This is a genomic window from Janthinobacterium sp. (genome assembly GCF_009923995.1).
Classification (GTDB): Bacteria; Pseudomonadota; Gammaproteobacteria; order Burkholderiales; family Burkholderiaceae_D; genus Janthinobacterium.
Genome location: NZ_RFSK01000040.1, coordinates 26,416 through 38,416 on the forward strand (window position 1 = coordinate 26,416; position 12,001 = coordinate 38,416).

A 12,001-nucleotide genomic window follows, 5' to 3' on the forward strand; every position below is an offset into this window, starting at 1 on the left:
CCCTCGCGGTGGTCGTTTTTTTTTGTAACGGATGAAGATGAAGCGTTTTATCTTGATGGGCATCATGGCAGGCCTCGGCACGCTGGCGGCCGCGGCCGATGTCAGCCGCGTGGACGCCGGCAGCCTCGCCCTGCGCGGCGCGATCGCCGAAGGCGACGTGGACAAGCTGCGCCAGCTGGCCACGCCGGCGACCACCATGCTGCGCGTGAATAGCGAAGGCGGCGAACCGCAGGCGGCGATGCTGCTGGGGCGCTACCTGCGCCAGCAGCAGTGGGATCTGGCCGTCGACACCGTGTGCGCGGGCAACTGCGCCCTGTACGTCTTCCCCTCCGCGCGCCGCAAGCACATCCCCGCCGATGCCGTGCTGGCGCTGCAGGCCTCGGCCTTCCTGCGCGCGCAGGCGGACCCGGAGCAGATGTGGCGCACCCTGGTCGACGCGGGCGTGGCGGCCGAAGACCTGGACGGCGAAACGGTGGCGCTGGCGGCGCAGCTGGCAAGCGTGGCGGCGCTGGAAGCGGCCTTTGCCTCGGATCTGGGCATCGCGCCCACGTTCTACCGCGACTTCCGGCAGGTGGCAGCGCAGGCCGATGGCGCGCGCCGGCGCTTCCCGGACCAGGAGGCGGCCGTCTTCTGGTGGCCGGCCGCGACACGCCTGCAGCGCTGCTACGGCATTGCCGGTGTGGACGAGGGCACGCGCGCGGCGCGCCTGCAGCCCGCTGGCTACCTGTACGTGCCCGCCCTGTCGGCGCTCGTCATGGGCGACCAGGCCTTGCCGGGCTGCCCATGAGCCGCAGCGGCCGCCTGTTCCTGCTGATGGACGCGATGCGCGCGAAGAGGGTGCCCGTCACGGCCGCCCAGCTGGCGCAGCAGCTGGGCGTATCCGAGCGCACGATCTACCGCGATATCCAGACCCTGGCCGAGCTGGGCGCACCGTTGCAGGGCGAGGCTGGCGTCGGCTACGTGTTGCGCCGTGGCAGCTTTTTACCGCCGCTGATGTTCGGTCCCGATGAACTGGAGGCGTTGGTGCTGGGTGCGCGCTGGGTGCGCCGCCAGGGCGATGCGGGCCTGGCGCAGGCAGCCGAAGCGGCGCTGGCAAAGATCGCCACCGCTTCGCCGCGCGACCTGCGCGACAGCATGGCCGAGACCAGCCTGTGGGTGCCGCTGGGCCGTCCCGCCGATGGCACGCAGCCGGCCGACCGCTACGTGCAGCCGGTGCGCGAGGCGATCCGCTACGAGCAGAAACTGACGCTGGGCTACCAGGACGAACACGGCAGCGCCACCTTGCGCACGGTATGGCCCTTCGCCCTGGCGTTTTTCGAGGGCAAGCGCCTGCTGGCCGCCTGGTGCGAACTGCGCGGCGACTACCGCCATTTCCGCATCGACCGCATCGCCAGCGTGCAGCAGCATGCGGAGCGCTATGCCACGCGCCGCCATGTCCTGCTCGCCACCTGGCGCAACATGCACGATATCGACCCGGAATCCTAGTTTTTTCTCCTGACAAAAACTGTCAGTGACGGCGACTACGATGGTGGCTTCTTCACTCACCGGAGTTTTCCACCATGCGCCTGTACCATTACCCCATGTCCTCGAATGCCCGCCGCGCCCTGATGACGGCGATCCACCTCGGCCTGCCTTTGGAGCTGGCCGAAGTCGACCTGATGAATGCCGATGACCGCCGCCGCCTGGGCGAACTGAATCCGAATGGCAAGCTGCCCGTGCTGGCCGATGGCGGTTTTCTGCTGTGGGAATCGTGCGCCATCATGCAATACCTGGCCGAACAGGTGCCGGGCCAGACGCTGTACCCGGCGGCGCCGCAGGCCCGCGCCGACGTCAACCGCTGGCTGTTCTGGGCGGCGCAGCATTTCTCTCCTGCCGTTGCCGTGCTGGCCTGGGAACGGGCGTGGAAGGGCATGACGGGTGGCGGTCCGGCGGACCCGCTGGAAGAGGCGCGCGGCGAGCACGAACTGCATGCATGCGCCGTGGTGCTCGATGCGCATCTGGCGCAGCGCGACTGGCTCTGTGGCAATACCCTGAGCCTGGCCGATTTCGCCGTGGCCGCGCCGCTGATGTACAGCGAGGCGGTGCGGCTGCCGCTGGCGCAGTATGCCCATATCCAGGCCTGGTTTGCCCGCGTGCGGCAGTTGCGTGCGTGGCAGGAAACGGAAGTGGAACTGGCTGTCGTATAAATATGGCTGCTAAGTGTGTCAACGCACGGAGCCGGTGCCGCGGTACGCATAAGATAGGGCTGTCTCTTTCAGGACATCCCTAGCTTTGGACTTTACCCGCTTTCGAGCGGGTTTTTTTTGTCTGGCGCTTGGTAAGGCACTTGAAAATTTGGCAAGTGCCATGCAAGTGGGGCGCACACCATTCTCAAGCAGGTATGCCATGTTCACGCCACGCCATCCGAAACCGCTGTTGAGTACCCGTGCCGTCGCCATGCAAGTCGTCAGGCAGGAGCAGTCGAGCAAGGCCGTGGACAAGCACGTGCTGATCGTCGAGACGGTCAAGCCGGCGCCGCCGCCAGAAATTGCCAAGAAGATATTGCCTTAGTGCACCAGCACCTTCAGCAGCGACTGCACTTCATCGTCCGATTCTTCCAGGATGCTCGACAGGGTAGCGCTCTCGCCGATGACGCAGTCGATGCTGCGCGCGGCGCGGGCGGCGCGTACGGCGATGGCCGCCGGGCTTTCATTCAGGGGGGAGGCCACGGGCGCCAGGTCGTTCGCCAGTAGCAGGGTGTCGCCCAGCGATTCGGGCGGGATGGCGCGCAAGCCTTCCCACAGGGATGCGATGGCGTGCATCACGGCTTCCGGCACCTTGAGCTTGGTCAATACGCCATGGCCGATGGCTTGTTCGCCATGTTCGACCCAGTCCTGCGGTTCGCCGTCCAGGATGCCGGGAAACTCGGCTGCGCGCGACAGCATGTAAAAGCCGCCCACCTCATGCATGATGCCCGCGAACAGGGCCGTATCGGGGTCGACCTTCGTCACGCGGCGCGCAATGACCTGCGCCAGCGCCGCCACGTGGGCCGTATGTTCCCACAGCTGGTTGGCCTTGGCTTGCAGCAAGGGATCGGTGATGGTGCTGCCCAGCTGGCGCACGATCAGCGACGCCACCACGGACTGCAGGGTGCGCACGCCGAGGCGCTGCACGGCATTGCGCACGCTGGTGATTTCGTTGCCGGAACGGTTGAAGGCCACCGAATTGGCGATGGCCACCGTGCGCGCCGCCAGCAGCGGGTCGGCCTGCACCAGCTTGGCGGCCGCCTCGATATGGCAGTCGGGATCGGCCAGCGCCTGCTGCAGCTTGAGCGAAGCGTCCACATTGGCAGGGAAAGTCAGCTCGCCGCGACCGGCAAGTGCAGCGATACTTTTAAAGGCGTCGAGTCTGTTCATTGAAAAAATTATACTCGCAATATTTCCGTACGGAACTTTTTAACCGTGATCTTTTCGCAAACAGTCAAGCAAAAGGCAAGCAACTGCCCCGTAAACGGAAAAAGGCACGCCCCTATATCGATCGGTGGCATGCCTTTTTTTAACGACAATGGTCGTCACGGCGCTGGACGGGACCATCGCGAGCGGATGGGATGTGTGGCCGAGAAGCGCAACCGTACTTCAGTACGGGGCGCCGAGCCGGTGAGCAGCGCCGGCCGCAAGGCCCACCGCGCAGCCGGTCCTGTCTAGCGCGACTACAGAGCTTCGCTGAAGATGGCGTCGCAGCCTTCGACCAGTTCGTCGCTGTCTTCCAGCTCATCCGTCAGGCCCAGGTCGAAGAGTTCCTCGACGGCGTTCATGAAACTGTTGTGCTTGGTAGCACCGATCAGGCGGTAGATTTCACCGTCTTCATTGCGCACGCCGATGATCAGCTTTTCCTGGCGCACCAGTTCCGGCGTGCTGGCATTGAGCAACAGGTTGCCGATGATGTGTTTATCGAAATGAGCGGGCTTTTTGCCTTCGAGCAATGAGGTTTTCAACTTGTTTCCTTTGTCTTGTTTGAATCTGAGTCTGTGCTTGATGAAATGTCAGCTGTGACCGTTAGCAATAGCCTGTTTCAGGCCCGTCAGGGTCGTTTCCAGGCGACTGAAGTCGTCGTCCGTATATGCGGCAAACAGGTGCTGGCCTTGCCTGGTCAGTTTGGGGAACACGTCCTGGAACAGTTGTTCACCCGCGTCGCTCAGGCGCACGTAGTAGGAGCGCTTGTCGCGTGGACAACGTTCCCGTATCACCAGCCCCTTTTGTTCCAGGCGGTCCACCACGCCCGTCAACGTGCCCTTGGTGATCAGGGTTTTCTGGCCCAGCTCCTTGTAGGACATGCCGCAGGTATTGCCGAGTGTGGCAATGATGTCGAATTGCGCATGCGTCAAGCCGTACTGGCGCACGAAGTCGCTAGAAAACCGCTCGAAGCCCTGCATGCATTCGGCCAGCAGCCGGATACTTTTTAAATATCGTTCACCCATGGGGTGTGATTATATCCTTCTGCCCCGCTTTTTTCCGCCACCGCAGCCGCGTTATTGCATGAGGGCTGCGATGGGGCGGAACTCCGGTATCATGTGGGCAACTCAGCCCTTGCTCCCATCCTGCCCCGCCGATGTCTTTCGCTAATCTTTCCCGTATCGGCCTCGACAAACCCTTGCGCCTGCTGCTGGTGCATGCCGGCGATGCCGAGTCGATCACCTGGGCCGGCCTGGTGCAGCCCTTGCGGCTGTGCGCCCGCGCGCTGGGGCCGGAAGCATTCCAGCTGGACGTGCGTACGCCCGAGCAAGTGGCCGCGCAGGGCGGCAACTGGCATATCGCGCTGCTGGTGGCCGATGAGACGGAAGCGCCGCTGCGTGCCGAGCTGTGCCGCGCGGTGATCGAGCGCTGCCGATCGGCGCCGTTCTGGGGCGGCGTGGGTGCGGCCGTGCTGTGGCTGGCCGGCGCGGGCGTCATGGACGGCGTGCGCATCGCCTTGCCCTGGGCCCTGTATGCGGACGCGGAAGCGAAGGCCGAACGGGCCATCCTGACGCCGCACCTGTTCGACATCGACGGTCCGCACATCACCTGCTGCGGCGGCGCGGCCAGCATCGATTTTTCATTGACCCTGATCGAGACCGTGTTCGGCGCCGACGTGCAGGCACTCGTCAAGGAAGCGCTGTGCGTGGACAAGGTGCGCGGCAAGGAAGAGCGCCAGCGGGTGGCCCTGCAGGCGCGTTTCGGCGTGCTGCAGCCGAAACTGTCCGAAGCGGTGACCTTGATGGAAGCCAATATCGAGGAACCCCTGTCGACCGACGATATCGCCAGCCTGGTGGGCCTGTCGCGGCGCCAGCTGGAGCGGCTGTTCAAGCAATACCTGGGCAGCCTGCCGTCGCGCTATTACCTGGAGCTGCGCTTGCAACGCTCCCGGCAACTATTGCTTGATACACATTATTCCATCGTGCAAGTAGGCCTGATGTGCGGTTTTTCCTCCGGTTCGCACTTTTCCACGGCGTTTGGCACCCTGTTTGGCAATACGCCCCGGGAAGAGCGCCAAAGAAAGCTCATGCCCCCAGCTTGATCCAGGCAAGCCCGGCTGTGATGAATTGTGAAAATCCTTGTCGCAGATTCAAAAGAGTTTTAGCATCCCGCTTTTTATAATGCTGTACACACGTAGCTGTCGTAGCTGCGGAGTACCTAACATATTGATGGGGAAATGCTATGAATGCCAAGCTTGATTCGACCGTAACCGCTCGCCCAGTCAGCCGGGAAACCTTTGACCAGGTCCTGGTTCCTACCTACGCTCCCGCTGCCATGGTACCCGTGCGCGGTGCCGGCCTGGATCTGTGGGACCAGTCCGGCAAGCATTACCTCGATTTCACCTCCGGCATCGCCGTCAACAGCCTGGGTCACTGCCATCCGGCCCTGGTCGACGTGCTGACCAAGCAAATCAACAGCTTGTGGCATTTGGGCAACGGCTACACCAACGAACCCGTGCTGCGCCTGGCGCTGGCCCTGACGGAAGCGACCTTCGCCGACCGCGCCTTCTTCTGCAACTCGGGTGCGGAAGCCAATGAAGCGGCCTTGAAACTGGCGCGCAAGTACGCCCACACCAAGTTTGGCGCGCACAAGTCGCGCATCATCTCGTGCTTCAGCTCCTTCCACGGCCGCACCCTGTTTACGGTGTCCGTCGGCGGCCAGGCCAAGTACACGGAAGGCTTCGAGCCGCTGCCGCCATCGATCGACCACATCGCCTACAACGACATCGAAGCGGCGCGCGCCGCCATCGGCGATGACGTGTGCGCCGTGATCGTCGAGCCGGTGCAAGGCGAAGGCGGCGTCGTGCCAGGCAATCCGGAATTCCTCAAGGAACTGCGCGCCCTGTGCGACAAGACCGGCGCCCTGTTGATTTTCGACGAAGTCCAGTGCGGCATGGGCCGCACTGGCGCGTTGTTCGCGTACATGGGCTATGGCGTCACGCCGGACATCCTGACGGCCGCCAAGGCCCTGGGCAATGGCTACCCGATCGGCGCCATGCTGACCACCGACGCGCTGGCGCAGACCCTGGCCGTCGGCACCCACGGCACCACCTACGGCGGCAACCCGCTGGCCGCCACCGTCGCGCTGACCGTGCTGGAAACGATCAATACGCCAGCCTTCCTGGCGCGCGTGAAGGAAGCCAGCGTCAACACCATCGCCATGCTGCAAGGCCTGATCACGGATTACCCGCAAGTGTTCTCCGCCGTGCGCGGCAGCGGTTTGCTGCTGGGCCTGGTAGTCAGCGATGCCTACAAAGGCCGCGCGAAAGACATCCAGAAGGCCGCCGAAGCGCAAGGCCTGATGGTGCTGATCGCCGGCATGGACGTGGTACGCCTGGCGCCGGCCCTGATCGTTTCGGACGAGCAGATCGCCGAAGCGGGCCGTTTGCTGCGCGTGGCCATCGACGGCTTGCTGAAAGCCTGAAGCTAGCCCCGCTCCCTGTTTGATCACCGGCCCGCCGCTTTGCTGCGGGCCGGCTTGGTTCTACCCCAGCATTGTCAGCATTGAAGGAGTACCCATGTATGTTGTCCGTCCGGTAGAAATTGCGGATATTGCAGCCCTCGAAGCGCTGGCCGCGGTAACCATGCCGGGTGTCCATACCCTGCCGAAGACGCGCGAGAAAATCGCCGCCTCCGTCGAGCGCTCCATCGCCTCGTTTGCCGCCCATGTCGACATCCCCAGCGAAGAGTCGTATCTGTTCGTGCTGGAATCCCTGCCCGAGAAGAGCATCTTTGGTACGGCCGCCATCTTCGCCTCGGCCGGCTCGAACGGCACCTATTTTTCCTTTCGCAACGACGTCATCCAGCAAGTTTCGCGTGACCTGAACATCAGTCACAGCGTGCATGCGCTGACCCTGTGTTCCGAGCTGACGGCGTACTCGCAGCTGTCCGGTTTCTATGTGCGCAACATGGAGCAGGCGGGCCTGGAAGCGGCTTTGCTGTCGCGCGCGCGGCTGCTGTTCGCCGTGCTGGCGCCGCACCGCTTCGGCGACCGCTTCTTCGTGCCGCTGGCCGGCATCACGGACGCCAACGGTCAGTCGCCGTTCTGGGATGCGCTGGGCCGCAAGTTCTTCCAGATGGATTTCCTCGACGCCGAAAAAGTCATCGGCGGTGCGCGCAACCGCACCCTGATCGTCGAACTGATGCCGCATTACCCCGTGTACGTGCCGCTCCTGCCCGGCGACGCGCAGGCGGCCATGGGCCAGATCCACCCGAGCGGTGAACTGGCCTTCAACCTGCTGACGGAAGAAGGCTTTGAAGCGGACGATTACATCGATATCTTCGATGGCGGCCCGATCCTGCAGGCGCACAAGAACTCGCTGCGCTCGTTTACGGGCTCGCTCACGCGCCGCGTGGTGGCCGGCGTCACGCCCAGCCGCACTGGCCTGAAAGTCAATTATGCGATCGCGTCCGGCGCCGAGCGCAATTTCCGCGCCGTGACCTTCGCCTGCGATGCGCTCGAGGCGCAGGACAGCGTCGGTTTGCCGGCCGACCTGCTCGAGGCGCTGGCCGTGGCCGAAGGCGACAGCGTCATTTGCGTGCGTATCTAAGGGAGTCCATTTTATGCTAGTAGTACGCGCCATCAACGCCAATGACCTCGATGCCCTGTATGGCCTGGCCAGCCAGGTCGGCACGGGCATGACCACCCTCAAGCCGGACATGAAGATGCTGGGCGACCGCCTGGCCATCGCCTGCGCCTCGTTCGCCGAAACCATCCCGCCCGAAAAACGCGACTACATGTTCGTCATGGAGGATACCGACACGGGCCGCCTGGCCGGCGTGTGCGCCATCAAGGGCGCCGTGGGCCTGGACGAACCGTTCTATAACTATCGCATCGGCACGCTGGTGCACTCGAGCCGCGAGCTCGATGTGTTTACGCGCATGGAGACGCTGTACCTGTCGAACGACCTGACGGGCAGCACGGAACTGTGCTCGCTGTTCTTGCACCCCGACTACCGCAGCGGCAACAACGGCAAGCTGCTGTCGAAAAGCCGTTTTCTCTTCATCGCCCAGTTCCCGCACCTGTTTACGGAAAAGCTGATCGCGGAAATGCGCGGCTACCAGGCACCGGACGGCAGCTCGCCATTCTACGAGGGCCTGGGCCGCCACTTCTTCAAGATGGATTTCCACCACGTCGACGACCTGACGAGCCTGGGGAAAAAATCCTTCATCGCCGAACTGATGCCGCGCCAGCCCATGTACGTGGCCTACCTGCCCGACGAGGCGCAGGAAGTCATCGGCAAGGTGCATCTGAGCACGGCGCCCGCGCGCCGCCTGCTGGAGCAGGAAGGCTTGCACTTCGAAGGCTATGTCGACATTTTCGACGCCGGCCCCGTGCTGCAGGCGCGCGTCTCCGAGCTGCGCGCCATGCGCGACAGCATGCCGGCCGTGCTCGATGCCGAGACGGCTCCCGACGCTTGTGGCGATGCCGTCCAGGCCGAGCCTTACCTGGTGTCGAACACCGACCTGAAAGATTTCCGCATGATCGTCACCAGCGCCAATCCGCACAACGGCAAGATCGCGCTCGATGACGCTGAACTGCATCTGCTGCGTAGCCACAACGGCGACACCGTGCGCACGCTGTCACTCAACCCGAGGAAGCATACCCATGTCTAACGTGTTTAATTCATCTGCCGCAGCATCGAACTTCATCAACGGCGCCTGGCTGCCAGGCACGGGCCGCGAACTGCTCACCATCGACCCGTCGAACGGCAAGCAGACCTGGGCCAGCCTGGAAGCGACGCCAACACAGGTCGAAGAGGCTTGCCAGGCCGCCCGTGCAGCGTTCGAAGCGTGGGCCGACACCCCCGTCGACGAACGCATCGCCATCTGCGTGCGCTTTCGCGAACTGCTGAAGGAACACGCGGAAGCGCTGGCGCTGCTGATCTCGGAAGAAGTGGGTAAACCCTTGTGGGAATCGCGCACGGAAGTGGCCACCATGGCCAACAAGATCGATATCTCGGTGCAGTCGTATCACGCGCGCACGGGCATCACGCAAAGCAAGATCGCCGATGGCGACGCCGTGCTGCGCCACCATCCGCATGGCGTCTTCGGCGTCTTCGGCCCGTATAACTTCCCCGGTCACCTGCCGAACGGCCACATTGTGCCGGCCCTGATTGCCGGTAACACCATCGTCTTCAAGCCCAGCGAATATGCGCCGCGTACGGCCGTGAAGACCGTGCAGCTGTGGCAGCAGGCGGGCTTGCCGGACGGCGTCGTCAACCTCGTCAACGGCGGGCGCGACACGGGCGTGGCCCTGGGCGCCAATGCGCACCTCGACGGCGTGCTGTTTACGGGTTCCTGCCAGACGGGCATCAGCCTGCACCGCCAGTTCGGCGGCCAGCCGGGCAAGATGCTGGCGCTGGAAATGGGCGGCAACAATGCCCTCGTCGTGTGGGATGTCAAGGACGTGGATGCGGCCGTGCATCACGCCATCTTCTCCGCCTTTGTCTCGGCCGGCCAGCGCTGCACCTGCGCGCGCCGCCTGGTAGTGCAGGACAACGCAGCCGGTGCCGCGTTTGTCGCGCGCCTGGTGGAAGTGGCGACGAAACTGGGCATCGGTGCCTCCGACGCGCAGCCGCAGCCCTTCATGGGGCCAGTGGTATCGAGCGTCGTGGCCGCGCGCCTGGTGCAGGCGCAGGCGGACATGGTGGCCAAGGGCGGCACCACCCTGCTGCAGATGCGCCAGTTGAATCCCGAGGCGGGCTTTGTCACGGCCGGCATCGTCGACGTCACCGATGCCGTTGGCATCCCCGACGAGGAATGGTTCGGCCCCCTGCTGCAAGTGATACGCGTGGCCGATTTCGCCACGGCCCTGAAAGTGGCCAACGCCACCGAATTCGGCCTGGCCGCGGCACTGCTGTCGGACGACCCGGCCCTGTGGCAGACCTTCCAGGTGCGCGCGCGCGCCGGCATCATCAACTGGAACCGTCCGACCACGGGCGCGGCCAGCACGGCGCCGTTCGGCGGCATCGGCAAGTCGGGCAACCACCGTCCGAGCGCCTATTACGCAGCCGACTACTGCGCCTATCCGGTCGCCTCGATCGAGAACAGCGCGTTGGAAATGCCGGCCAAGCTGTCGCCCGGCCTGAATTTTTAAGTTTTAGATTTATCAAGGAATCTCCATGCACAGCACGCGCGAATACAACTTTGACGGCCTGGTCGGCCCATCGCATAACTATGCGGGACTCTCGTTCGGCAACGTGGCCTCGTTCAGCAATGTGAAAAGCGCTTCGAATCCGAAGCAGGCCGCCTTGCAGGGCCTGGCCAAGATGCGCGCCCTGGCCGCGCGCGGCTTTGCGCAAGCCTTGCTGCCGCCGCAGGACCGGCCGAACTTCCGCCTGCTGCGCTCCATCGGTTTCACGGGCACGGACGCCGAGGTGCTGGCGCGCGCCTACCAGGAGTCGCCCGTCATCCTGGCTTGCGCGTATTCCGCCTCGCCCATGTGGACGGCGAATGCCGCCACCGTCAGCCCGTCGGCCGACACGCAGGATGGCCGCGTGCACTTCACGGCCGCCAACCTGAATAACAAGCTGCACCGCGCCTTCGAGCACGCGCAGTCGGCGCGCAGCCTGCGCGCCATCTTCAGCGACGACAGGCACTTTGCCGTGCACGAGGCGCTGCCGTCGACGCCCGCCTTTGGCGACGAGGGCGCGGCCAATCACACGCGCCTGGGCGCCGGCCACGGCGCGCCATCGGTCGAGATGTTCGTGTATGGTCGCGTGGAGTTCGACCCATCGGCGCCATCGCCGAAGCGCTACCCTGCGCGCCAGACCCTGGAAGCGTCGCAGGCCGTGGCGCGCCTGCATGGCCTGGATGCGAAACGCACCGTGTACGTGCAGCAGAATCCGGACGTGATCGACCAGGGCGTGTTCCATAACGACGTCATCGCCGTCGGCAACGGCAATGTGCTGTTCTATCACGAGCAGGCGTTTGCCGACGAAGAAGCCAGCCTGTCGCAGCTGCGCCGCGCCGTCGCTGCCACGGGTGCGCAGCTGGAGGCGCTGCGCGTGGACACGGGCCAGGTGCCGATCGCGGATGCCGTCAGCAGCTATCTGTTCAACAGCCAGTTGCTGACGAAAGAGGGCGGCAAGATGGCGCTGGTGATTCCGCAGGAATGCCAGGAAAACCGCGCCGTGTCGCGCTACCTGGAAGGCCTGGTGGCCAGTGGCGGCCCGGTCGATGAACTGATTCATTTCGACCTGCGCCAGAGCATGCGCAACGGCGGCGGGCCTGCCTGCCTGCGCTTGCGCGTGGCCCTGACGGAAAACGAAGCGCGCGCCATGCACCAGGGCGTGATCATGACGGAAGCGCTGTACCATCGGCTGGTGGCCTGGGTGGAGAAGCACTACCGCGACCATCTGGAGCCGAGCGACCTGGCCGACCCGCAGCTGGCACTGGAAGTGCACGCGGCGCTTGAAGAATTGACGATCATCCTCAACTTACCGGGATTGTACGACTTGTAGGCGATAGAAAAACACACAGAAAAAATCCGAGACAGCTAAGTAATCC

Annotated in this window: 13 protein-coding genes; 10 read left to right on the plus strand and 3 right to left on the minus strand. The window is 64.1% G+C overall.

Annotation, left to right across the window (positions count from 1 at the left end):
• Window positions 1-37: 37 nt before the first annotated feature.
• From EBS11_RS18840 to EBS11_RS18855, 4 genes are all read left to right on the plus strand, one after another.
• Entirely contained in the window at window positions 38-787 is a 750-nt protein-coding gene (locus EBS11_RS18840; protein WP_290605263.1) for a hypothetical protein, read from the plus strand.
• Window positions 784-1,485: a YafY family protein gene (locus tag EBS11_RS18845; RefSeq protein ID WP_290605264.1), complete on the plus strand. Its 702-nt coding sequence runs from the start codon at window positions 784-786 to the stop codon at window positions 1,483-1,485. Before EBS11_RS18840 ends, EBS11_RS18845 begins: the two co-directional genes overlap by 4 nt.
• 74 nt (window positions 1,486-1,559) lie before the next feature.
• Entirely contained in the window at window positions 1,560-2,186 is a 627-nt protein-coding gene (locus EBS11_RS18850; protein WP_290605266.1) for a glutathione S-transferase family protein, read from the plus strand.
• A 199-nt stretch (window positions 2,187-2,385) separates the two neighbouring features.
• Entirely contained in the window at window positions 2,386-2,550 is a 165-nt protein-coding gene (locus EBS11_RS18855) for a hypothetical protein (protein WP_290605268.1), read from the plus strand.
• Here the strand turns inward: EBS11_RS18855 and EBS11_RS18860 are convergent.
• From EBS11_RS18860 to EBS11_RS18870, 3 genes are all read right to left on the minus strand, one after another.
• Complete coding sequence (locus EBS11_RS18860; RefSeq protein WP_290605270.1) at window positions 2,547-3,395, minus strand: HDOD domain-containing protein; 849 nt, start codon at window positions 3,393-3,395, stop codon at window positions 2,547-2,549. The two genes, EBS11_RS18855 and EBS11_RS18860, sit on opposite strands and share 4 nt — an antisense overlap.
• A gap of 293 nt (window positions 3,396-3,688) precedes the next feature.
• Window positions 3,689-3,973, minus strand: a complete 285-nt coding sequence (locus EBS11_RS18865) for a hypothetical protein (RefSeq protein ID WP_215403557.1) — start codon at window positions 3,971-3,973, stop codon at window positions 3,689-3,691.
• A 48-nt stretch (window positions 3,974-4,021) separates the two neighbouring features.
• On the minus strand, window positions 4,022-4,456 hold the full coding sequence (locus tag EBS11_RS18870) for a MarR family transcriptional regulator (RefSeq protein ID WP_290605273.1): 435 nt from the start codon (window positions 4,454-4,456) through the stop codon (window positions 4,022-4,024).
• Window positions 4,457-4,587: 131 nt separating this feature from the next.
• On the opposite strand from EBS11_RS18870, the gene EBS11_RS18875 reads away from it, so the two are divergent.
• From EBS11_RS18875 to astB, 6 genes are all read left to right on the plus strand, one after another.
• A complete protein-coding gene (locus tag EBS11_RS18875) occupies window positions 4,588-5,532 on the plus strand; it encodes a helix-turn-helix domain-containing protein (RefSeq protein WP_290605276.1) in 945 nt (314 codons plus the stop codon).
• A gap of 140 nt (window positions 5,533-5,672) precedes the next feature.
• Window positions 5,673-6,914: an acetylornithine/succinylornithine family transaminase gene (gene astC / locus EBS11_RS18880; protein WP_290605278.1), complete on the plus strand. Its 1,242-nt coding sequence runs from the start codon at window positions 5,673-5,675 to the stop codon at window positions 6,912-6,914.
• 94 nt (window positions 6,915-7,008) lie between these two features.
• A complete protein-coding gene (locus EBS11_RS18885; RefSeq protein WP_290605280.1) occupies window positions 7,009-8,040 on the plus strand; it encodes an arginine N-succinyltransferase in 1,032 nt (343 codons plus the stop codon).
• A gap of 13 nt (window positions 8,041-8,053) precedes the next feature.
• Window positions 8,054-9,106 (plus strand): arginine N-succinyltransferase, encoded by a 1,053-nt coding sequence (gene astA, locus EBS11_RS18890; RefSeq protein WP_290605282.1) that lies wholly within the window; start codon window positions 8,054-8,056, stop codon window positions 9,104-9,106.
• Window positions 9,099-10,589, plus strand: a complete 1,491-nt coding sequence (gene astD, locus EBS11_RS18895) for a succinylglutamate-semialdehyde dehydrogenase (RefSeq protein ID WP_290605284.1) — start codon at window positions 9,099-9,101, stop codon at window positions 10,587-10,589. The genes astA and astD overlap by 8 nt, the downstream gene beginning before the upstream one ends.
• 25 nt (window positions 10,590-10,614) lie before the next feature.
• Window positions 10,615-11,955 (plus strand): N-succinylarginine dihydrolase, encoded by a 1,341-nt coding sequence (astB, locus tag EBS11_RS18900; RefSeq protein WP_290605286.1) that lies wholly within the window; start codon window positions 10,615-10,617, stop codon window positions 11,953-11,955.
• Window positions 11,956-12,001: the final 46 nt, after the last annotated feature.